Source organism: Polymorphospora sp. A560, assembly GCF_045781765.1.
GTDB lineage: Bacteria > Actinomycetota > Actinomycetes > Mycobacteriales > Micromonosporaceae > Polymorphospora > Polymorphospora lycopeni.
In genome coordinates this window covers 6,017,049-6,034,159 of record NZ_CP122282.1, presented here as the reverse complement: position 1 = coordinate 6,034,159, position 17,111 = coordinate 6,017,049, and the positions used below count along the sequence as shown (strand labels likewise).

Here is a 17,111-nt window from a genome sequence, read left to right as displayed (position 1 = left end):
GGCTTGGACCTGCCAGCTTGTGTACGAGCCGCGGCAGGTAGGGCACCGCATCGCGGACACCAGCGTAAACGGCTGCCGGGCACGCTCACTGTCGCCCGACACGCTCACGGGTACGCCGGCGCACTCTGGGCTGGGCGGCTCCATGCTGGCAGGCTACCGCCGTCAATGCGCTCGCGCGGGCTGGAAACGGCTGAACCCCGACCGAGGCGACGGTCGGGGTCCGGGTGCAAGGGTGCCGGCCGATGTCGAACCGACGTCCGGACGGAATCCAAGCTGCTTGGTAGGCGCTTTGATACTAGCCGATGGCCCGGTTAGGCCATGACGCCCCAGTCGGCGGCCTTCCAGTCCGGCAGCCTGCGTCCGCCGGGCCCGGTCGCCTCCACGAACATCAGGTACAGCTCGGCGCCGTTGTCCAGCGGCACCTTGACCGACAGTTGGCCGGCGTACTCGGACGGGATCGCGTCCGTGACGTCCGGATGCCCGGCGACCTTGATCAGGTCCGAGAGGTAGGCAGCGAACGCCTTGGCGCCGGTCGTCCCGTCTGCACCGATCGTGGACACGTCCCCCGGCGGCGGGCTGGTCGGGTCGTAGGCGGGTTCGCCTGTCGGAGAGCCGTTTGGGCCGGCGGCAGCGATGGACCGGATTCCAAAGCCGGAGCCGTCGCCGAACACGATGCGAAGGCCGGCGCCGTGCTCGTGGTCGGCGATCCCACGCCACGGCTCAACGAACTTGATGCCGGGGTGCGCGGAACGGGCGATCAGGTCCTGGACCAGGCCGGGCAGGTAGGTGTGTCGCACGGCAGCACCCTACCTGTGCAGGTCGCAGTTGGCGGTCGACCACACCCGGGCCAGCCGGTCCCGGTCGACTTGGTCGCGGGTATCGTCCCACCAGTCCCCAGCCGGGGCCGTAGTCGCGGACAACGTCGTCGAGCCGGCCGGCGTCCAGCATCTGCTTGAGGGAAGAGCAGGAGTCGCGGTAGGCGGCGTTGCCGATGTTTTACAGAGGCAGGCTCAACCTACAGAAGCTCTCACACTTGACCATCTTCGTTGTCTCGTAGATCCAGTAGGAGCACGTAACTGCGGTTCCGTCCAATTCGGTGCCCGGGATCGGACCGAACCAGAGGTTGTCGAATCCGGATTCTCGTCGCATGCCCCGATAGGGATTGACGCCGCGCCCTACGCTCCAGTCCAAGACGATGAGTCGCGTCTCATCGTTGGGTGAGTCTAGTGTTACCCACCGATCGAAAGCTTCCGGAAATCGAATCAGCTTCCACTTCAGCGATTCACCGCGCACTCGGCAGCCTCGCGGCGATCTCTGCGCGTATCTCCAGAAGCCTTTCCCGGTCGTCCGGGGCGTCCGGGCTAGGTGGTTCTTCCTGAACGCCAGCAAGCCACTCTGAGACGGCTAGTGAGTCGAGTGGCACGGCCTCTTCCCCTGCGGCAGGGCTGCCGTCCGTGAGGAAATATTCGCGAATCCACTCGCGCTGGATCGTCACCCTGCCGCCTGGCTGTCTGAAGCGGTTTGCGGTCTGCCACGGCGTCTCGGTGTGCGTCAGGTTTTCAAGGTCCTTGCCTGTGAGTGAACCGTACCGGCTTACTACATAGCCGACAGTGTTTAGTTCAGCCTCGCCAAGCGGCGTGCCGATAAGGTTGACATCCCCTTGCGGCGCCCCATTCTTTTCTTCGTACCAGAGGGTCCCGACGACGGGTCCCATGTCCCAGGCTGAGATCGTTTCGGAGAAGATGGGTTCACCGAAGGTGGCCAGGTGGTGACCCTGGCAGTAGTAGAGCAGTTTGTGGAGTTTGACCGTGGGAAGTTCTGGCAGCCTCTCGCGGAGAGCCGCCGTGATGTCTCTTGCCGACGCCGCCATGGGGTCAGCATACGGTGCCTGCTGGTGCTGGTGGTGCTGTGAAACGCCCCGACCCATCTCGTACATGTGTTCGATCATAGTTCGTGGGTGCGACAGGTTCGACTCCAAAGCTGGGAGAGAGCCCAGCGGGCTCGTCTCGGCAACCGCCCCACGGCTCGCCACGCGTCAGCCACGGCGTACCGCCATCTCTTCCTCGAACGGCTCCAGCAGGTCCCACACCTCGGCCTCCCGGTCATTGTTCAGCAGCTCACACGCCCGAGCCAGATGCTGGCGGGGAAGAACGCCTCGCTGCTCGTAGACGAACCCTTCGTCGTCCCATTTGCCGAAGAACGAGAACCCTCCGAGGGCGGAGGTGCCGTTGAGGTCGGCCCGGTCGAGGCGGGCGCCAGGCTCTGCGATCGGTGCACCGTCGGCGGGATGTTCGCGTGTGAGGTGGTCGAGCATGAACGCGCGGTCGCCCCAGGCGATGGGGCATTCGGTGATGGTGGACCAGCACACGTACAGGTCTCGGTCCCGCTCGGGCTTGATCACGATGCTAGGCACGGTCGGCCTCCGCAGTCAGGGTGATGCCGACCTGTTCGGCGATCAGTTCGATGGTGCGGCAAGGCCAGTCGGGGCGTTCGGCGTCGTAGCCGTCGAAGTCGCAGCCCTCGCATTCGCTGACCCGACCGTGCGGAGCGTGCAGTTCCACGACGGACCGCAGGACGCCGTCTGTGGCGGCCAGAAGCGCCGTGTGCGCCTTCGTGACACGTTCGGTGGGAAGACCATGCCCGAGGGACGGCGACGGGCTGCTTGGAAGCCTCGTGTGGCCTCTCGCGGCGTCGAAGAGGATGCCGGTGGCAATGTCGTTGATCCGGTCGACGACACCGTGGATGCGCGCCTTTTCGTCGGGGCTGGGCAGCGGGCCGGGGTCGGGGCGGGACGGGGCACTGAACTTCGTGACCTTGATTTGCCTGCTGTGGCTCATGCCGGTCCTCCTGCCCAGATCGTCGCATGGCTGGTCATATGCCGACCTCATTCCGAACGGCGCCGATGACGATGGCAAGGGCTACGCCCAGCGAGACAATCCACATCCAGATGACCAGCTTGTACAACCAGCTGATTCGGAGGGGCTGGTTCCAGATCCAGGTGTGGTGCTCCCACCAGCTGTGGGTTTTGACGTGCGCCTTCAGGTCAACGACCGGGACAAAGGTCTTGCAAAGGCGGCAGCGGGTGACGTCGTCCGTGGACGTCGGCATCAGATGCCGCCAACTTCCAGGAGGGTGCGCGCCTTGGCGTATCTCTCGACGAGCTGCGTCCGCTGCTCGGGGGCAAGGAGCGCCAGCCGGGCCGGGTCGCTGTTGTGGGCGTTGTCGGCCAGCTTCACCAGCCGACCCAGCGGGTCAGCAGCCGCCCGTCGGATCAGGTTCATGTACGTCTCGCCGGGCCGGCGGGTTACGGCGTCCACGGCCCGCACGACGACTTCTGGGTAGCCGGCGGCCCGCAGGTCGTCCAGGGTGACGTCGGTGTCCTCAACGACGTCGTGAAGCAGGCCGGCCATCACCGCGTCATCGCCGTACTGAGCGAGCGCGGCGGCAACGGCGCGCGGGTGGCCGATGTACGGGTTGCCGGCCTTGTCGACCTGGCCGTGGTGGGCGCGGGCGGCGAGCTGGTCGGCGTCGGCAACGGTCGGCTTGGTGGGCGCGTTCATGCCGGCCGCTCGTAGGCCATGATCCGGTATTCGTCCCAGGTCAGGCCGAGGTAGTCGTAGATGGCAGTGGTCGCGTCCGGGTCGTCGTCCGGCAGGTCGTGCCAACGTTCGATGTGGTCGTCGATGTCGGCAGGAGCGGCCCGGCCGGCGCGTAGCTCGTCGGCGAACGACGGCGGGGTGGTGGGTGCGTTCATTAGCGGTCTCCTTCGGCAGCAGGCTGACCCGTGCGCCATTTGCGCTGGAATTCGATCAGCGGGTCCATGGCGAACCGGCCGCCAACCAGCTCGGCGGGCAGGGTTCTGACGATGTCGACCCGGCGGATGGCGATGGGGTCGCCGGTGAACGTCTCGGCGTGGTGCGAGTACGGAACGAGCCGGATTTTGTGCTGGTCGACGTCGATGACCTGCCCGATGGGGCAAAGGCCGTTGGCTCGGCCGACGGCGATGACGTCGCCGGGCTGGATGATCTGCGAGGCGTAGGCGGGCTGGTCGGTCATGGTCATCTCCTGTCCATGCTCAGCGGCACCCGCGCCCACGTCACCCGGTTACCGTCCCGGTCGGTGACCGTGATGCCCTGCCCCACCTCACAGGCGAGGAGTTCGGCGTAGACCTGGATGGCCCGGGTGAGGCTGTCGGTGCGGTTGTCGCCGCTGCGGGTGGCGGCGGTGTCGAGGGCTGCGACGGCGGAGGGGATGAGGTTGACGGTCAGCTTGGTGAGGTTGTCGGGGGGCTGGTCGGTCATGCCGGCACCTCCGTCGCAACGTCCGGGAACATCAGCATGCCGTCCGGCGGGCCGTACAGGCAGCCCATGCAGGAGCAGCAGCACTCGCAGTGCATGCACTGCTTGTCGTCCCAGTCGTCGGCGGTGGAGTCGCACCGGCCGATACAGCACCAGTCGTTGTTGGTCGTCGTGTCGGTCATGGTCGCTCCAATCGGGGTCAGTTGAGCTTCTGGGGCGGCGAGTTGAAGGAGAACGGCTCGTCCATGTCGTCGGCAGGCTCGGTGTTGGACTTCGGCCCACCGTCCTCGTCGTCGCCGGCGGGCCCGTAGGGGACCGGTTCGTCGTTGAAGACGCGGGCCATCAGCCGAGCTACCGACTCGGACGGAGAGCCGCCGTTGATGACCAGGTCCTGGCCGTAGCTGCGGAGCGCCACGAGGACGTTGTCGAGTTCGCCGAGGGCCATGGATGCTTTCGTGGTTGCGACACGGGCGTCGGTTTCGGCGGCGTCGAGCCGGTCGCGGAGGTCGCTGGTGTCGGCTGCAATGGTGGCAAGGGTGGCGTGGACCTGGGCGGCGGCAAGCATCTCGCGGCGACGTCCCGCGCTGAACCAGCCGCGCATGGAGGCGGACATGGCCCGGGAGACGAGGTCTTCGGCACGGCGGGCGTGCTGCTGGGCGGTGCTGTGCGTCGGGTTGGGAAGGATGCGGGTCATGCTGCGTCTCCTTCAAGGTGGCGGGCGCCGAATACGCGGGCTACCTGCCGCTCGTACTCGTCGGGGTCGTCGGGGTCTTTGTACGGCTCGTACCGGTCTGGCGGACGGCGGCGGGCGTTCCGCCTGTCGCGGGCGTCCATCGCCTCAGCGATATCAATCTTGTACTCGTCGACGTTGGCGCGGGAGTTTGTGATCCGGCCGGGCGGTACGTAGCTTGCCGGCGCGCGGCGCTCGCCACTGAACTTCGGTTTGGCGGGGGTGGTGTCGACCCAGCCAGCTTCCTTTCGGCACTCACGGCAAAGCATCCAGCCGCTATCCGGCTTGGGGACGTTGCCGCCGAGTAGACGGTGCGGGCACTCGGGATAACTGCGCAGGCTCCTTATGAAGTCGGGCTGGCCGTCTGCTGGCTCCCCCTTCGTGCAGGCAGGGCAGTCGACGATGGTCTCGTAGTCGCCGTAGGGGCTGCGACCTTCCACCTTGCCGGTACCGCGGCACTGCCCGCATGCCTGGTAGTCGGCGAGGGCTTCTTGGATTCGCATCGGCAGGGTGCGGTTGCGGTTGGCGGTGATCCACCAGCCGTCGCCGTCGATGCAGTAGGTAACGGTCAGGTAGTCGATGACGTACTGGACCTCGGCGGGGTCGGTGATGCCGTGCTGGGCGATGAGCTTGTGCGGTAGCGACTTGAACTTTTGATCACCATTCCCTCTTCTCTCTCCGCTCGAAGGCTCACCGGAGTTCGAAGCGGGCGCCGTCGGTTCAACGCTGGAGAGAGAGGAGTTTGAGGGTTCTTTGAGGGTCATGAGGGACTGGGGGGTACTGCGGTCCCTCCTCTGCGGGACTGGAGTACCACCTCTTGCGGACTGTGGTCCCTCCTCTTGCTCGTGAGAGGGGGCACTGCGGTCCCTCCTCTTGCTGCTAGAGGTGGTACTGCCGTCCCTCCTCTCGGCAAGTTGGGGAACCTCGAAGGTCATCGCTGTTCCTTCGTAGGCGAAGACTGGCCGCCCCTTGCTGTCGGTGCCCAACTGCTGACGTACCTCGCAGTTGTTCTTGGCAAGGCGCTGGAAGATCTTCCGAAGACCGTCCCGGCTGACGCCAGCCCGGCTGGCGATCGTGTCAACCGTCCACGCCTTGCTCTGCTTGGCGACCCGCGTCGCCTCGTTGGCGCGTTCCGCGATGATGACCAGTACCAGCCGCTCACCCGAGGTGAGATCGGCTGGGGCGTGATCCATCACCTCCAGCATGAGGTCAATGCTCACGGCGCCTCGCCTACTGGCTGACGCGCGCTGTACCGTTGATGCATCGAGGTGGACCTTTCAGGTCTTCGCGGCGCTAGCCTGGCAGGGCGGCGCCGCTACTCGTTTCAGGCCCGCTTGGTCTTCGACGCCTGGTCCAGCAGCTTCTGTACGTAGGCGTCCACGTCGGTGAGTGCCAGTCGACGGTTAGCGCGGATCGTGATCGATCGCAGCTCGCCGGACTTCATGAGCGCGTAGAGGGTGGACCGGCTGACGGAGAGCCGGTCGGCCGCTTCCTGCACGGTCAGCAGGATCGGCGCGTCGGTGCGCGTGAGGGTGTCGGTGCTCATGCGTTCATCATACACGTGCACACGGCTTGAGACGTGTGCACACACGTGCATGGTGATGCGGGCTGGGTATGCCCTGATTCGTCATTGGCCGGCTGTACCGTCTTCGCCATGGAGCCCCGCAAACCCGTGCAGCTCAACGCGCCCACAGACCCGTTTGCGGCCTTCGATGGCCTCGACGTTGCGGACGTGGCAAAGGCGCTGACCGGCCTCTTTGGTGGCCAGTGGACGGGGTGGCACGCGGGGGATGCTGGCCCGAAGGACGTGGCGCTCTGGACGCAGCTCGACAACATCGACGGCCGGCTCACTGTGACCGGTGTTCTGATGCTCGGGAAGGCCTCGGTGTCTGGTGCCGACCTGCGAAAGGTGCCGATCGGGGCGATCGAGAGCGCCGCGAACCTCGGTGTTGAGCGGGGAGCGGAACGAGCCCGCGCCGAACTGGCGAAGCTACCGCCACTTCAGCGGTCCGGGCAGTCGCAGGAAGAGTGGTCGAAGCTTGTTGCCCAGCACTTCACGGCCTGGGCCAAAGCCACCCCGCACCCTGCCGCGGCCATGGCCGCAGAGTGGAAGGTCAACCGGCAAACCGTGAACGCCTGGATTCGGGAGGCGCGACTTCGTGGGCTGCTGCCGCCGGCGCGACGGGGCAAGGCTGGCGCCGAGTAGGGCTGCTACTCGCTGAGCGGCTGGACGGCAATGAAGGCGGCCAGGTCGGTGGGATTGCGGTGTCGGTCGTACTCGCGCAGCAGTTCGATGTACGGCTTCTTGTCCAACTCCCAGTCGTACCGCTCCAGCGTGTCGCCGGTCTGCGCGGCTATGAAGACAAGATCGGCATGCAGTCGGGTGGCGCGACCGTTGCCGTCGGTGAAGGGATGGATGCGGACTCCCTCGGCATGTACGGCGATGCCGAGCTGTCGCGCGGTCAGGTTGCCCGCATCCTCCCAGCGCCACCTGAGCGTGTCCATCGACTGACGAAGCTGCACGGAAATCTGCTGGGGGTCGACGCCGATGTTCAGTTCGTGCCGGCGGTATGTCCCAGCCCATGTCCAGATGTCTCCGTACAGCCATCTGTGCAGGTCGCGGAGGAAGTAGTCGCTTAGTAGGTCGTTCAGGGTTCGCTGACCGTCGAGGACTTCCTCAACCAGGGTTTCGGTGATCTCCACCTGGGCGGCCTGCTCCAGACCGTAGACGGCAGCCTTGGTAACCGGCTCCTCGAACAGGCTGTGCACCTTCGGTAGCAGCCACTGGAGCTCATCGTCCGAGACTGGCGTCTCGCCATAGCCAGGTTCCAGCGGCATCAGGGCCGCTGCTGGCGTTCAGCCATGAACTTCTTCACCTGTGGCGAGCTGAGGGAGCCGGACGACACGGTTCGACGCTCAAGCTTCGCCGACGCCCTGGTGGAACGCACAGCGAACTGCTTGATGGCCTCTTTCGTTACACGAGGCTTCATGGTCGTACCCCTAACGTCCATCCCTTTGGACTCCGTACGTTCCAGCTTAGCGAGGTCAAGTAGGGCAAGCCCAGAGGTGAGCAGAGTTAGGTAGGCAACTGAGGGCGCCGCCCCATGGTGCAGGCAGCGCCCACGCCGCTACTTCTGCCGCTGTCGGGCCATGAAGGTCAGGAACCTCCGTGGCCACTGCGCCTCAAGCTCGTTCCCCTCGAAGCCCCAGTAGGAGATGCGAACGCCGGCAGCGGCCATCTTCTCGGCCAGCTCGCGTGGCAACTTCACTGGCGGCCGGGCCGCTTCGGCGTAGGCAGCCTGGTCCTCCGGGGTCAGGCTCGCCCACCACTCTTCTGGGGTCGGTGGGCGGGTTGCGGCTCGGTGTTCCGCCTTGGCTTTGGCCGCGGTTTCGCGCGCCTCGGGGTTGAGTGCCTTGCGGATGGTTTCCTTGCTCCAACCGGTGAACTCGACGAGGTCGGCTGGGCGCCAGCCTTCGTCCTTGGCGCGGCGTAGTGCGGCGTCGCGGCGTTCACGGCGTTCAGCTTCGGCGGCGGCGATGTTCTGGCCATCCTGTTCGTAGCGCAGCATCGCTTCCCGAAGCTCCTCCTCTTTCACGTCACAGATCATGCCAGTGAGAGTAGGTGCCAACCAAGCTATCTGGCAACCCGGGGTTGTGTGCAAGGGTGGGATGCCATAGGCTGATGCCAGCACAAAGCAAGACGGCCCCCGCCGCGACGGGAATCGCGACAGGGGCCGGGCACCACGGAGCGCGGGAACGCTCCGAGCACCTACCGACTACCTGACCTAACCAGGGAGCCAGCAATGGGGCAGTTTACGCCCGACTCGACCCCGACCGCCCGCCAGTACGGCGCGGTCACCCTGATCAGCACCGACTTCGGCACCCACATCGCCATCCACGTCCTCGACAGCTCCGGCATCGAGCGCGACAACCTCCGCTACACCAACGTCGACCGCGACGCCGCCCGCGCCCACTACGCCCACCTCCGCGCCCTCGCCCTGGACGGGCTGACCGCGACCGAGATCCACGACCAGTTGCGGCTGCCGCAGCTCATCGCGGTCGCGAAGGCCGAGGAGACCGCGGCCGAACTGGTGGTGGCCGAGGCCGAGCGGATCGTCTCCGGGGCGTACGCGCAGATCGCCGCCGACATGCGCCCGCGGACCCTGGCCACCATCAAGGCCGACTTCGCCGCGAACGGCCTGTCCCGGAAGCCGCAGGTCAGCCGCTCCAAGTCCGGCGTCGAGACCAAGCCGCTCAGCCGGGCCGGCCAGGCGCTCATCGACCGGATCGCTCGTAACGGCGGCACCATCGTTCGCGCCCGCGGCACCGGGATCTCCAGCACCCAGCTTATGTCGCTGGCCGCGAAGGACCTCGTCGACCTGCACTACGACCCGGCGAAGCTGCCCCGGAAGGTCATCACCGGCGCCACGCTGAAGGTTGACGGCTGGGAGCGGGCGTCCGGGCAGGCGCGGGCCGAGGGGCAGGCGCTCCGCAAGGCGGTGGACCAGTGAGCGCCCCGCAGATCCGGCGCCGCGAGGCGATCGACCTTGCCGGCTTCGACACCAGCCAGCCCTCCGAGCGGCCCATCGTCGCTCTCGACACCGTCCGGCACGACCTGATCGCCGACCCCGCAGACCTGAAGGACCGTGCCCACCGTTGGGTCATCGTCCTGCGGGTCGAGGAGGGCTGGCACCTGGTCAGGCTCGTCACCGACGTCGGTACGTTCCGGCTCGGCCGGCGCGGTCACATCGTGGTTCGAGAGCAGGCGTGAGATGGGCTCGGTTGTGGCCGTCGACTTCGCCAACCGTCGCCGGCCCCCGGTCGAAGACCTTCCGTCGGTTCCCAGCCGGGTCCACTGGATCGGCGACCACCTCACCGCCCACCTAGGGCACGACGAGCAGGGCCGCCTGCACCTGACCCTGTCCGACGACTGCGGCGACCCGATTCGGGTCGAGATCAGCGACCGCACGGCGGTCGACGCCTTGGTGGCGCTCGCCGACGACATCGCCGCCTACCTGCCGACGCGACCGAACGCGTCCTGAGCCGCCCCGGACCGGTCGTTGCCGCCGATGGCGCGGCCGGCCCGAGGGCCCAATCTCACCCAAACCCACACCAACCCGCCAAGGGAGAGCCCTGCCATGAGCACGTCCGCGACCATCAACTACGCCAGCACCGAGATCCGCCGCTCCCGCCGCATCGAGCGGGACGGCGAGACCCGCACCGTCCGCGTCCGGCCCGGCCGCACGAACGCCCGCCGCGCCGCGATCCGCGCCTCGTGGGGGTGGTGACCGTGGCCACCGCCGATGTCCTCCGCGACCTGCTCGACGCCGCTGCTGACTGGCGGCTCCAGATCGACGACGGCGACGGCACCGTCATCCGCACCGGCTGGGGCGCCGACATGCGCATCGACCCCGTCGACCCGACCGCCTTCGTTGCCGCAGTTGCCCGCAACCTCATCCACCAGACCGTCGACAGCAACGAGCGGCCCCACTGGTATCCGACCGACATCGGCTTCGGGTGGCTCGACGACCTTCACAGGTGGGCCGACATCAACCTGCACGGCATCCTCGCCCACGCCGACGACGCCCGGATTCGCTGGGACGGCCACCGATCCTGGCTGGCAACCCCGTACGGCGAAATGGACGTCACCCGGCAGATCAGTGAGGTGCCGGCCGGACTGATCGTGGTACCTGACGGCCTTCCAGGGTGGGAGTTGACCTACGCGGGTGAGCTTGAGGTGGATCGGCTCGACAGCGCCGAGGCTGCCCTTGCCGGCTACGACGTCAACTACCGGCAGTTGGCCGAGCCCGGCGACGGCTGGACGGAGGAGCCTCCTCTGCGGTCCCGGCTGTGGGTGCGGATCGCCGCAGGTGTTGGTGCTGCCGCGATCACCGTCTGCTTTGCGGTCGGTGTCGGCTTCGCCACTGGCGTGCTGCCGGTCGGCTGACCTGCGGCGGCCCTCTGGCCGGCGACCTGCGTGGACGTCGGCTGGAGAGTCGCCACCAGGCGGCTGACCACCCACCAGCAAGGAGCACGCATGGACCGCACCGAGCCGGTCACCGGCCCCGAACATGCTGCCGAAGCCCTCCGTCTCGGCAAGCTTGCCAACGCCCGCTACTGGGATCGCACCGACAGGTGGGCGGACAACCCGAATGCCATCCCCGGCGGCAGCCGGTACGAGCCGACTGAGGACGAGCGGTACCGGATGCTCGTCACCGCCCACCTGCACGCCAGCCTCGCCCGGACCGCCGCCCTGCTGAACGCGGCGGAAGTGAGGCCCGGATCCACGTGGATCCGGCAGGCGTGGAACAAGGTCTTCGACCGCTGAGCTTCCGGCCGGCGCGTCTCGTACCGGCACGGTGGCCACCCGGCCGCCCGCCCACCCATTGATCAAGGAGCCACCATGCCCGACTGGCTTATCGCCCCGCTGGCCATGCTCGCCATCTTCGGACTCATGACCCTGCCCCGGATCTTCCGATGACTGACGTCCTCGCCGCCTTCGCCGCCGTCTTCGTCACCCTCTACGTCGCGCACCTGTGGGCCGACCACTGGCTGCAAACGGACTGGGAGGCGAAGACCAAGGGTGAGCCCGGATGGCGCGGCTGGCTGGCCTGCACAGCCCACTGCGCCGGATACACCGCAACCGCCGTCGTTGCCCTGGTGGGGCTACACGTCGCCACTGGCTGGACGCCTGACCTGGTAGCGGCTGCGGTTGGCCTTGGCATCTCTGGCGGCACCCACTACGTCATCGACCGCAGGGTGCACCTGAGGCGGCTCGCCGACTTTCTCGGCAAGGACAAGGACTGGCTGGAGCGCGGAGGGGGGCTGTACGCCCTCGACCAGTCCGCGCATGTGGCGTTCCTGTTCGTCGCAGCCCTCGTCATCGCCTGACCCGCTGACCGTTGCATCCCGCCGTAGTGCCCGCCCCGCCGAGGGGGAGGGGCGGGCGTTGCGGGGACGTCACGGAGGCGCCCACCAAAAGCAGCGGGACGGGCCCGCCCTGACAAGCTGCCCGCCCCGCCACGACCACCCGTGGAGGCAGCCATGAGTAGTTTCTCAGACCTGTACGGCATGTGGCGAGACCTCGCCGACGCCGCCGAGGCAACCGGTAGCCGCGAAGCGCAGCGGCTCGCCGCCGAAGCGCAGAAGGCACTCAGCCAGCACCCGCAGATGCGCGAAGCCCGCGCCCAGCTCGCCGGGGTCAGCCGCCGGCAGGCCGAGCGGGACCGGCGCCGGTGAACGTCCCCGCCACGCTGGCCCGGATGAACGCTGCCCAGCTCGCCGAGTTGGAGCGCCGGGCCGAGCATGACCCCGAGGCGAGCCCGGCCGCCCTGAAGCGGCTCGGCGAGCACATCGAGGCCGCACGACGGCAGGGGAGTCAGCGGTGAGCCTTCTTACCGTCACCTCCGACGACGGCCAGCACTGGATCGAGCTGGTCGAGGTCGACGACGCCGGACATCATGCCGGCGCCTGCACCTGCGGCTGGCAGACCAGCACGGATCGGCCGCAGACGCTTGAAGAGGCAGTCGACGAGGCCAAACACCACGTGGACAATGCGTGAGCGGCGACATGCAGACGGGGCAGGCTTGGTACGGCCTGCCCCGTCGTCGACTTCGGGCGGTGCGAACGATAGCCAGTCAGTCGGTTGGCTCTGTCGCCTCTGCCGGATCCCGTCGCTTGCCTGTGGTCCGTCCCTCCGCAATCTGCTGCGCCCGCGCCCGCGACACCTTGAGTAGGTCGGCCACCTGAGCATGGCTGAGGCCCTGGTCAGAGCGCAGCTCAAGGACTGCGTTTTGTCTGGCTTCACGCAGTTCTGCCGTCACCTCGGGCAGGTCGGCGAGGGCTTTGGTGATGGCGACCGCGCGTTTGGCGGGGTCGGGGATGGCGGTGAGCCGGCGTAGTGGGGCTAGGGGATCTGGCATGCCTCCAGTGTAAGGGCAGGGTTGACAGATGCAAGGGCTCCCCTTACGGTAGATGTATCAGCAAGCAGCACCAAGGAGGACGAGATGACCACCACCGCCACCGCCAAGCTCGACCGCCTCGAAGCCCGCGCCGCCCTCGCCCCCACCCGCCCCGGCCCCGCCGCCGAGTTCGTCCAGTACGCCGAGGGCATCATCAACAACGAGAAGGTCACCGTCCGCATCGTTGACGGCCGGATGCACTACGAGACCCACGCTGAGGGGATGCGCAAGCTGACCCGCGCCGAGGTGCTTGTGGCTGTCGCCCCGCCGGTCCAGGCCAGCCCCATCGCCCGCGCCGCCCACGTCAACCGGATCGCCACCCTCAGCCAGCTCTCCAACCTCGGCGCCCCCGTTGTCCTTGTCACCGCCACCAGCCGCCACACCGGCTACGTCATCGCCCAGGACGACACCCACATCCGCCTCACCGGCGGCATCGTGATCGCCCTCGCCGACCTGACCGACGTCGGCACGTACAACGCCTGACAGGCAAGACGGGGCCGGGACCACCGGCCCCACGGGCTGCCAGCAGCCACCCGGAGTGCAAGGCCCGGGAGCCCGCCACACCCGACCACCCGCAGACCTCAGGGAGCCGACAGTGAAGATCCGCCGCATCGCCGCCGCCGACATCCGCCCCGGCATGAAGATCCGCTACGCCGGCAGCCGGCACGACGCCTGGCGCGAGGTGGCCAACACCTACCGCCCCCACTTCAACTGCGGCGGCGGACGCACCATCGGCGTCGTCTACACGGACGGCACGGACGGCCTGCCCTTCAAGACGGCCGAGTTCGAGGTGCTGGAGGAGGTTCCGTACCTGCTCGCCGCCATCGACAACCGGCCGACCGCCGAGGCTGCCGTCGGCCCGATCCTCGCCGCCGGTCTGCTGGCCCTGCTCGGACTCGCGGCCACCCCGCGCATCGCCTGACCACGCCCACCCGGCAACCACGACAAGGAGCCCAAGATGACCAGCGCCGACAAGCTCAGCCCCGCCGACCAGAAGTGGATCGACGACATCAACGCGCTCAACGCCGACTACCAGGCCAAGCAGGACGCGGCCTTCCTCGACAAGCTCCGCGCGGCCGGCGCCCGAACCACCGACTGTGTCCACAACTACACCGCGTTCGACTCCTGCCCCGTCTGCGACTGACAGCCGCGCCCACCAAGGCGCCTGACCCGGGCCGTTCCGGCGCACCTGCGGGGTTCGACTCCCCGGCGGCCCCCCAAACCAGCCACCACAACCCGAGGAGGGCAGCCATGACGGACCTGGAGCCGCACGACAACGTCGAGGTCATCGACGGCGAGATCGTGGACGAGAACTGCGGCTGCGGAAAGCCGGGCACCCTCATGGTCGACCCGTACTCGGAGGGGCTGTACGACGAGATCCTGATGCTCGTCCTCTGCCCGAGTGCTTGCAGGCCCGGTACGACGACATTTAACCCGCCAGCCCTCGCCGAGCCGCGACGGTGCCGGATCGGATCCGGCCGAGGGCGCCACACCCGACCCCGACCATCCGAGAAGGGACCGTCACCATGGTCGACAAGCTCCGCCCAGCTCAGTCCATCGCCCGCACCCTCGACCGCGAACTCGCCCAAACCCGAATGCTGGCCGCCGAACGGCTCCAACTCGTTAACCAGCTCGCCGACGGCTTTGCGGATGCGCTCGCCGCACTTCGCAGCCTCGAACAGGCCGTCGCCAGTCAGCCCAACCCCACCGCCCAACTGACGGCCGCTGCTGAACGTGCCCGCTGGATCCTCGCTGACAAGCGCAACGGCGGCGTCGCGGCCGAGGGGAGCTGACCGTGCCCGTCACCGACTTCCGCACTCAAGCCGACGCCATCGCCTACGCCCTCGGCGAGCCAGCCACCCACACCGAATGGGCCGTGGCCTACCACTGGCCCAACCACCCCACCACCCACAGCCCCACCGTGGACCGGCAAGCCGCCGCCGCAGAAGCCGAAGACCTCAACTTGGCCGTGGCCACGGTGATGCTCAGCGGCCGGCTCGACCCGACGTACCCGACCCGTACGGCGGTTGCCTACCGGGAGACGCGGGTGCTGCCGGACGGTACGCAGATCATCTCGCCCTGGAAGGAGAACTGACCATGCCCCCGAAGCGCAAGAAGTGGCAGGCCCGTCACGCCGGCACCACCACCAACCACAGCAGCCAACCGAAGGCGTACGAAGCCCTCGGCGACCGTGCCCGCGCCTACTTCGCGAACCCCACCAGCATCAGCCCGCACGCCGAGGTGTGGGTCGACGTGGGCGACAGTCGGGGCTGGCGGCGGTACGACGAGGTCAACCTTGCCGAGTGGACCCACCTCGCACCCGCCAAGGAGGCGTGACGTGACCGCCACCCTCAAGCTCACCCCGCTCCGCGTCCGAGTTCTGCGCGCCGTCCAGCGCGGCGAAGTCCTCCGCTACCAAGGCTGGACCCGCACCGAGAAGACCAAGGACATCTGGAAGGCCGCCGACGGCAGCAAGACAACCGTCACCGGCACCTGCAACGACCTCGCCAACACTCAGCCGCGTCTGATCCAGCCTGGTCGACAGCTTGGCCTCTCGATCTACTCCGGGCGGCTCTGGGAGCTGACCGACGCAGGGGAGAAGGCACTCGCTGACCACGACGCCAAGGAGGCGACCCGGTGACCATCACCCCCGCCGACCGGTGCGGCTGGAGCACCGGCACCGTCTACACCGGAACACGCCGCTGCGGCAAGACGTCGAAAGCCCGCACCAACCACCCCAGCACCGACAACGGCCGCGTCTGCGGCAACCACATCCGCTCTGTACGCTCGCGCGGACCCGTCGGCGTCACCTACGCGGTTCGGCTCGACAAGCCCGTCCACGGCGGCTGCCTCAAGTGCGGCGGCGAAACCATGGCCGAGCACACCGCAAACATCGAGGCGTTCGGGTCGGCGCACATCTTCGTCGGCATCCCCAAGGACGCGTTCCGGTGAGCCCGCAGCGTGCCGGCCGCCGATCCGAACTCCGGCGCGAAGCCGCCCGCCTCCGCGACCAAGCCAAGCGGTGGGCCGACCTGTACGACGTCACCGAACTCGAACAGCGCGCCGACCAGCTTGACCAAGCCGCCCACACCAAGGGGACACGATGACCGACCTCGCCAGCGAAGACGAACTCTGGGACCTCGAACAGGTCGCCGCCACCGAAGCCGCCGCCCGCGTCGAATTCCAGCTCACCTACGCCCGCTCACCAGTCCGGCGCAAGTTCGGCTCCGACGGCATCACCGGCCCCTCCATTCCCTGCGCCTACGGTCGCGACCTCAACGCCTCCGGAGACTGGGATGACCCCCGGCCCACCGACCCGCCCATCCTCAACCCGGCGGGGTGGATCGACCGGTACGCCGGCTACGCGGTCGCTGAAGCCATCCACGAAGCCCTGGAGTGGTGCCGGGTCGACGGGGCGCCATGGCTCGACCCGCACGGCCCCGCCGAACAGCAGATCCACGCCGAGGTAGACCGGTTCGTGGCCGCGCTCGCCGAAATCCGGCGGCAGCACATCGACCAGTCCGTCACTGAGTCCTGAGAGGCTTCGACCATGACGAACCGCTACACCTGGGAAATCCAGCGCCGTCGCCACGGCATCTGGAGCCACCAGGTCATCGCCGGCGAACCCGAAGACCCGCGCGGCCACGAGCAGAGCAACCTCACCCCGGACGACTTCGCCCGAGAGATCGCAGCCCGGCACCAGCCCGCCGGCCAGTACCAGGTGATGCTCTGGGACCGGTCCGGCGTCGGCAGCCCGCCGGTCGCCGTCTACAACCCGGACGGGCTGGAGCCCGCAATCCAGGCCCTGCTCGACCGCTGACCCCCGCAACGACGAAGCCGGCCTCCCGTGTGGGGGCCGGCTTCACGCTGTCCGGGGCTACGAACCCGAGTCGTACGTCGGGTTGATGCCGTTGTGGTGAATCCTCGACAGCTCCTGCGAGATCGACAGTAGCGCCTTGATCTCGGCAAGCTTCAACTGCTGATCGAGGGTCAACTCCTTCGCCTTCATGTCGATCGCGTTCATGGTGTCGAACGCGTCGCTCCACATATCCATCAGCAACTCCCCAGCGGTCCGGGCCGACAGGTTGCCGGCCATGGGGTCGTCTCTAACACACCGCCGTG

Annotated in this window: 39 protein-coding genes; 22 read left to right on the top strand and 17 right to left on the bottom strand. The window is 67.8% G+C overall.

The annotated features are described in order from the left end of the window. Positions 1–311: 311 nt before the first annotated feature. From QCD66_RS27285 to QCD66_RS27225, 13 genes are all read right to left on the bottom strand, one after another. Positions 312–797, bottom strand: a complete 486-nt coding sequence (locus tag QCD66_RS27285; protein ID WP_407566847.1) for a hypothetical protein — start codon at positions 795–797, stop codon at positions 312–314. Between the two features lie 485 nt (positions 798–1,282). Continuing rightward, a complete protein-coding gene (locus QCD66_RS27280; RefSeq protein ID WP_375733419.1) occupies positions 1,283–1,936 on the bottom strand; it encodes a Panacea domain-containing protein in 654 nt (217 codons plus the stop codon). A gap of 99 nt (positions 1,937–2,035) precedes the next feature. Then, the gene (locus QCD66_RS27275) at positions 2,036–2,413 is read right to left on the bottom strand and encodes a hypothetical protein (protein WP_375733418.1); all 378 of its coding nucleotides are present in this window, start codon (positions 2,411–2,413) and stop codon (positions 2,036–2,038) included. Next, positions 2,406–2,837: a hypothetical protein gene (locus QCD66_RS27270; RefSeq protein WP_375733417.1), complete on the bottom strand. Its 432-nt coding sequence runs from the start codon at positions 2,835–2,837 to the stop codon at positions 2,406–2,408. Before QCD66_RS27270 ends, QCD66_RS27275 begins: the two co-directional genes overlap by 8 nt. A 34-nt stretch (positions 2,838–2,871) precedes the next feature. Continuing rightward, on the bottom strand, positions 2,872–3,108 hold the full coding sequence (locus QCD66_RS27265; protein ID WP_375733416.1) for a hypothetical protein: 237 nt from the start codon (positions 3,106–3,108) through the stop codon (positions 2,872–2,874). Further along, a complete protein-coding gene (locus QCD66_RS27260; protein ID WP_375733415.1) occupies positions 3,108–3,560 on the bottom strand; it encodes an HD domain-containing protein in 453 nt (150 codons plus the stop codon). Before QCD66_RS27260 ends, QCD66_RS27265 begins: the two co-directional genes overlap by 1 nt. Then, positions 3,557–3,754 (bottom strand): hypothetical protein, encoded by a 198-nt coding sequence (locus QCD66_RS27255; RefSeq protein WP_375733414.1) that lies wholly within the window; start codon positions 3,752–3,754, stop codon positions 3,557–3,559. The genes QCD66_RS27260 and QCD66_RS27255 overlap by 4 nt, the downstream gene beginning before the upstream one ends. Further along, a complete protein-coding gene (locus QCD66_RS27250) occupies positions 3,754–4,056 on the bottom strand; it encodes a hypothetical protein (RefSeq protein ID WP_375733413.1) in 303 nt (100 codons plus the stop codon). The genes QCD66_RS27255 and QCD66_RS27250 overlap by 1 nt, the downstream gene beginning before the upstream one ends. A gap of 2 nt (positions 4,057–4,058) precedes the next feature. Further along, positions 4,059–4,301: a hypothetical protein gene (locus QCD66_RS27245; protein ID WP_375733412.1), complete on the bottom strand. Its 243-nt coding sequence runs from the start codon at positions 4,299–4,301 to the stop codon at positions 4,059–4,061. Beyond that, positions 4,298–4,480, bottom strand: a complete 183-nt coding sequence (locus QCD66_RS27240) for a hypothetical protein (RefSeq protein WP_375733411.1) — start codon at positions 4,478–4,480, stop codon at positions 4,298–4,300. The genes QCD66_RS27245 and QCD66_RS27240 overlap by 4 nt, the downstream gene beginning before the upstream one ends. A gap of 17 nt (positions 4,481–4,497) precedes the next feature. Further along, positions 4,498–4,992, bottom strand: coding sequence for a hypothetical protein (locus QCD66_RS27235; RefSeq protein ID WP_375733410.1), 495 nt, complete (start codon positions 4,990–4,992; stop codon positions 4,498–4,500). After that, on the bottom strand, positions 4,989–6,248 hold the full coding sequence (locus QCD66_RS27230; RefSeq protein ID WP_407566846.1) for a hypothetical protein: 1,260 nt from the start codon (positions 6,246–6,248) through the stop codon (positions 4,989–4,991). Before QCD66_RS27230 ends, QCD66_RS27235 begins: the two co-directional genes overlap by 4 nt. 104 nt (positions 6,249–6,352) lie before the next feature. After that, the gene (locus QCD66_RS27225; protein WP_375733408.1) at positions 6,353–6,574 is read right to left on the bottom strand and encodes a helix-turn-helix domain-containing protein; all 222 of its coding nucleotides are present in this window, start codon (positions 6,572–6,574) and stop codon (positions 6,353–6,355) included. 108 nt (positions 6,575–6,682) lie between these two features. Here QCD66_RS27225 and QCD66_RS27220 point away from each other — a divergent pair, with 108 nt between their 5' ends. Continuing rightward, positions 6,683–7,234: a hypothetical protein gene (locus QCD66_RS27220; RefSeq protein WP_375733407.1), complete on the top strand. Its 552-nt coding sequence runs from the start codon at positions 6,683–6,685 to the stop codon at positions 7,232–7,234. A 5-nt stretch (positions 7,235–7,239) separates the two neighbouring features. Here the strand turns inward: QCD66_RS27220 and QCD66_RS27215 are convergent, their stop codons facing one another. Then, a complete protein-coding gene (locus tag QCD66_RS27215) occupies positions 7,240–7,866 on the bottom strand; it encodes a Fic family protein (RefSeq protein ID WP_375733406.1) in 627 nt (208 codons plus the stop codon). Positions 7,867–8,156: 290 nt separating this feature from the next. Next, positions 8,157–8,624, bottom strand: a complete 468-nt coding sequence (locus QCD66_RS27210) for a hypothetical protein (RefSeq protein WP_407566845.1) — start codon at positions 8,622–8,624, stop codon at positions 8,157–8,159. Between the two features lie 207 nt (positions 8,625–8,831). Here QCD66_RS27210 and QCD66_RS27205 point away from each other — a divergent pair, with 207 nt between their 5' ends. The 10 genes from QCD66_RS27205 to QCD66_RS27160 all read left to right on the top strand — a co-directional run bounded on the left by QCD66_RS27205 (position 8,832) and on the right by QCD66_RS27160 (position 12,589). Continuing rightward, positions 8,832–9,539, top strand: a complete 708-nt coding sequence (locus QCD66_RS27205; RefSeq protein WP_375733404.1) for a hypothetical protein — start codon at positions 8,832–8,834, stop codon at positions 9,537–9,539. Beyond that, a complete protein-coding gene (locus QCD66_RS27200) occupies positions 9,536–9,799 on the top strand; it encodes a hypothetical protein (protein ID WP_375733403.1) in 264 nt (87 codons plus the stop codon). Before QCD66_RS27205 ends, QCD66_RS27200 begins: the two co-directional genes overlap by 4 nt. Before the next feature lies 1 nt (position 9,800). Continuing rightward, positions 9,801–10,070, top strand: coding sequence for a hypothetical protein (locus tag QCD66_RS27195; protein ID WP_375733401.1), 270 nt, complete (start codon positions 9,801–9,803; stop codon positions 10,068–10,070). Positions 10,071–10,166: 96 nt separating this feature from the next. Beyond that, entirely contained in the window at positions 10,167–10,316 is a 150-nt protein-coding gene (locus QCD66_RS27190) for a hypothetical protein (protein WP_375733400.1), read from the top strand. A 2-nt stretch (positions 10,317–10,318) separates the two neighbouring features. After that, entirely contained in the window at positions 10,319–10,975 is a 657-nt protein-coding gene (locus QCD66_RS27185) for a hypothetical protein (protein ID WP_375733399.1), read from the top strand. Positions 10,976–11,065: 90 nt separating this feature from the next. Next, the gene (locus QCD66_RS27180; RefSeq protein WP_375733398.1) at positions 11,066–11,356 is read left to right on the top strand and encodes a hypothetical protein; all 291 of its coding nucleotides are present in this window, start codon (positions 11,066–11,068) and stop codon (positions 11,354–11,356) included. A gap of 149 nt (positions 11,357–11,505) precedes the next feature. Then, entirely contained in the window at positions 11,506–11,919 is a 414-nt protein-coding gene (locus tag QCD66_RS27175; RefSeq protein WP_375733397.1) for a DUF3307 domain-containing protein, read from the top strand. Positions 11,920–12,072: 153 nt separating this feature from the next. Beyond that, the gene (locus tag QCD66_RS27170; RefSeq protein ID WP_375733396.1) at positions 12,073–12,267 is read left to right on the top strand and encodes a hypothetical protein; all 195 of its coding nucleotides are present in this window, start codon (positions 12,073–12,075) and stop codon (positions 12,265–12,267) included. Positions 12,268–12,290: 23 nt separating this feature from the next. Then, positions 12,291–12,416: a hypothetical protein gene (locus QCD66_RS27165; RefSeq protein ID WP_375733395.1), complete on the top strand. Its 126-nt coding sequence runs from the start codon at positions 12,291–12,293 to the stop codon at positions 12,414–12,416. Further along, on the top strand, positions 12,413–12,589 hold the full coding sequence (locus QCD66_RS27160; protein WP_375733394.1) for a hypothetical protein: 177 nt from the start codon (positions 12,413–12,415) through the stop codon (positions 12,587–12,589). The genes QCD66_RS27165 and QCD66_RS27160 overlap by 4 nt, the downstream gene beginning before the upstream one ends. A 76-nt stretch (positions 12,590–12,665) precedes the next feature. Here the strand turns inward: QCD66_RS27160 and QCD66_RS27155 are convergent, their stop codons facing one another. Continuing rightward, positions 12,666–12,950, bottom strand: a complete 285-nt coding sequence (locus QCD66_RS27155) for a sigma factor-like helix-turn-helix DNA-binding protein (RefSeq protein WP_375733393.1) — start codon at positions 12,948–12,950, stop codon at positions 12,666–12,668. Positions 12,951–13,034: 84 nt separating this feature from the next. Between QCD66_RS27155 and QCD66_RS27150 the strand changes: the two genes are divergently transcribed. The 11 genes from QCD66_RS27150 (at position 13,035) to QCD66_RS27100 (ending at position 16,809) form a co-directional block, all read left to right on the top strand. Beyond that, positions 13,035–13,472, top strand: a complete 438-nt coding sequence (locus QCD66_RS27150) for a hypothetical protein (RefSeq protein ID WP_375733392.1) — start codon at positions 13,035–13,037, stop codon at positions 13,470–13,472. 112 nt (positions 13,473–13,584) lie between these two features. Further along, complete coding sequence (locus QCD66_RS27145; protein WP_375733391.1) at positions 13,585–13,911, top strand: hypothetical protein; 327 nt, start codon at positions 13,585–13,587, stop codon at positions 13,909–13,911. Positions 13,912–13,947: 36 nt separating this feature from the next. Continuing rightward, positions 13,948–14,133, top strand: coding sequence for a hypothetical protein (locus QCD66_RS27140; RefSeq protein ID WP_375733390.1), 186 nt, complete (start codon positions 13,948–13,950; stop codon positions 14,131–14,133). 382 nt (positions 14,134–14,515) lie between these two features. Further along, a complete protein-coding gene (locus tag QCD66_RS27135; RefSeq protein ID WP_375733389.1) occupies positions 14,516–14,782 on the top strand; it encodes a hypothetical protein in 267 nt (88 codons plus the stop codon). A gap of 2 nt (positions 14,783–14,784) precedes the next feature. Next, entirely contained in the window at positions 14,785–15,084 is a 300-nt protein-coding gene (locus QCD66_RS27130; protein ID WP_375733388.1) for a hypothetical protein, read from the top strand. 2 nt (positions 15,085–15,086) lie between these two features. Beyond that, positions 15,087–15,326: a hypothetical protein gene (locus QCD66_RS27125; protein ID WP_375733387.1), complete on the top strand. Its 240-nt coding sequence runs from the start codon at positions 15,087–15,089 to the stop codon at positions 15,324–15,326. 1 nt (position 15,327) lies between these two features. Further along, complete coding sequence (locus QCD66_RS27120; protein WP_375733386.1) at positions 15,328–15,630, top strand: hypothetical protein; 303 nt, start codon at positions 15,328–15,330, stop codon at positions 15,628–15,630. After that, positions 15,627–15,941: a hypothetical protein gene (locus tag QCD66_RS27115; protein ID WP_375733385.1), complete on the top strand. Its 315-nt coding sequence runs from the start codon at positions 15,627–15,629 to the stop codon at positions 15,939–15,941. Before QCD66_RS27120 ends, QCD66_RS27115 begins: the two co-directional genes overlap by 4 nt. Continuing rightward, positions 15,938–16,096, top strand: coding sequence for a hypothetical protein (locus QCD66_RS27110; protein WP_375733384.1), 159 nt, complete (start codon positions 15,938–15,940; stop codon positions 16,094–16,096). Before QCD66_RS27115 ends, QCD66_RS27110 begins: the two co-directional genes overlap by 4 nt. Then, a complete protein-coding gene (locus tag QCD66_RS27105) occupies positions 16,093–16,527 on the top strand; it encodes a hypothetical protein (protein ID WP_375733383.1) in 435 nt (144 codons plus the stop codon). Before QCD66_RS27110 ends, QCD66_RS27105 begins: the two co-directional genes overlap by 4 nt. 12 nt (positions 16,528–16,539) lie before the next feature. Then, a complete protein-coding gene (locus QCD66_RS27100) occupies positions 16,540–16,809 on the top strand; it encodes a hypothetical protein (RefSeq protein ID WP_375733382.1) in 270 nt (89 codons plus the stop codon). Positions 16,810–16,866: 57 nt separating this feature from the next. Here QCD66_RS27100 and QCD66_RS27095 read toward each other — a convergent pair whose 3' ends face one another. Continuing rightward, the gene (locus QCD66_RS27095; RefSeq protein WP_375733381.1) at positions 16,867–17,043 is read right to left on the bottom strand and encodes a hypothetical protein; all 177 of its coding nucleotides are present in this window, start codon (positions 17,041–17,043) and stop codon (positions 16,867–16,869) included. Positions 17,044–17,111 lie beyond the last annotated feature (68 nt).

What these genes read in the sequence shown, in the direction of transcription:
- QCD66_RS27280 (WP_375733419.1), bottom strand. Translation starts at nt 1,936, where the DNA reads ATGTACGAGATGGGTCGGGGCGTTTCACAGCACCACCAGCACCAGCAG.
- QCD66_RS27270 (WP_375733417.1), bottom strand. Translation starts at nt 2,837, where the DNA reads ATGAGCCACAGCAGGCAAATCAAGGTCACGAAGTTCAGTGCCCCGTCC.
- QCD66_RS27265 (WP_375733416.1), bottom strand. Translation starts at nt 3,108, where the DNA reads ATGCCGACGTCCACGGACGACGTCACCCGCTGCCGCCTTTGCAAGACC.
- QCD66_RS27260 (WP_375733415.1), bottom strand. Translation starts at nt 3,560, where the DNA reads ATGAACGCGCCCACCAAGCCGACCGTTGCCGACGCCGACCAGCTCGCC.
- QCD66_RS27255 (WP_375733414.1), bottom strand. Translation starts at nt 3,754, where the DNA reads ATGAACGCACCCACCACCCCGCCGTCGTTCGCCGACGAGCTACGCGCC.
- QCD66_RS27250 (WP_375733413.1), bottom strand. Translation starts at nt 4,056, where the DNA reads ATGACCGACCAGCCCGCCTACGCCTCGCAGATCATCCAGCCCGGCGAC.
- QCD66_RS27245 (WP_375733412.1), bottom strand. Translation starts at nt 4,301, where the DNA reads ATGACCGACCAGCCCCCCGACAACCTCACCAAGCTGACCGTCAACCTC.
- QCD66_RS27240 (WP_375733411.1), bottom strand. Translation starts at nt 4,480, where the DNA reads ATGACCGACACGACGACCAACAACGACTGGTGCTGTATCGGCCGGTGC.
- QCD66_RS27235 (WP_375733410.1), bottom strand. Translation starts at nt 4,992, where the DNA reads ATGACCCGCATCCTTCCCAACCCGACGCACAGCACCGCCCAGCAGCAC.
- QCD66_RS27225 (WP_375733408.1), bottom strand. Translation starts at nt 6,574, where the DNA reads ATGAGCACCGACACCCTCACGCGCACCGACGCGCCGATCCTGCTGACC.
- QCD66_RS27220 (WP_375733407.1), top strand. Translation starts at nt 6,683, where the DNA reads ATGGAGCCCCGCAAACCCGTGCAGCTCAACGCGCCCACAGACCCGTTT.
- QCD66_RS27215 (WP_375733406.1), bottom strand. Translation starts at nt 7,866, where the DNA reads ATGCCGCTGGAACCTGGCTATGGCGAGACGCCAGTCTCGGACGATGAG.
- QCD66_RS27205 (WP_375733404.1), top strand. Translation starts at nt 8,832, where the DNA reads ATGGGGCAGTTTACGCCCGACTCGACCCCGACCGCCCGCCAGTACGGC.
- QCD66_RS27195 (WP_375733401.1), top strand. Translation starts at nt 9,801, where the DNA reads ATGGGCTCGGTTGTGGCCGTCGACTTCGCCAACCGTCGCCGGCCCCCG.
- QCD66_RS27190 (WP_375733400.1), top strand. Translation starts at nt 10,167, where the DNA reads ATGAGCACGTCCGCGACCATCAACTACGCCAGCACCGAGATCCGCCGC.
- QCD66_RS27180 (WP_375733398.1), top strand. Translation starts at nt 11,066, where the DNA reads ATGGACCGCACCGAGCCGGTCACCGGCCCCGAACATGCTGCCGAAGCC.
- QCD66_RS27175 (WP_375733397.1), top strand. Translation starts at nt 11,506, where the DNA reads ATGACTGACGTCCTCGCCGCCTTCGCCGCCGTCTTCGTCACCCTCTAC.
- QCD66_RS27170 (WP_375733396.1), top strand. Translation starts at nt 12,073, where the DNA reads ATGAGTAGTTTCTCAGACCTGTACGGCATGTGGCGAGACCTCGCCGAC.
- QCD66_RS27165 (WP_375733395.1), top strand. Translation starts at nt 12,291, where the DNA reads ATGAACGCTGCCCAGCTCGCCGAGTTGGAGCGCCGGGCCGAGCATGAC.
- QCD66_RS27155 (WP_375733393.1), bottom strand. Translation starts at nt 12,950, where the DNA reads ATGCCAGATCCCCTAGCCCCACTACGCCGGCTCACCGCCATCCCCGAC.
- QCD66_RS27150 (WP_375733392.1), top strand. Translation starts at nt 13,035, where the DNA reads ATGACCACCACCGCCACCGCCAAGCTCGACCGCCTCGAAGCCCGCGCC.
- QCD66_RS27140 (WP_375733390.1), top strand. Translation starts at nt 13,948, where the DNA reads ATGACCAGCGCCGACAAGCTCAGCCCCGCCGACCAGAAGTGGATCGAC.
- QCD66_RS27135 (WP_375733389.1), top strand. Translation starts at nt 14,516, where the DNA reads ATGGTCGACAAGCTCCGCCCAGCTCAGTCCATCGCCCGCACCCTCGAC.
- QCD66_RS27125 (WP_375733387.1), top strand. Translation starts at nt 15,087, where the DNA reads ATGCCCCCGAAGCGCAAGAAGTGGCAGGCCCGTCACGCCGGCACCACC.
- QCD66_RS27105 (WP_375733383.1), top strand. Translation starts at nt 16,093, where the DNA reads ATGACCGACCTCGCCAGCGAAGACGAACTCTGGGACCTCGAACAGGTC.
- QCD66_RS27100 (WP_375733382.1), top strand. Translation starts at nt 16,540, where the DNA reads ATGACGAACCGCTACACCTGGGAAATCCAGCGCCGTCGCCACGGCATC.
- QCD66_RS27095 (WP_375733381.1), bottom strand. Translation starts at nt 17,043, where the DNA reads ATGGATATGTGGAGCGACGCGTTCGACACCATGAACGCGATCGACATG.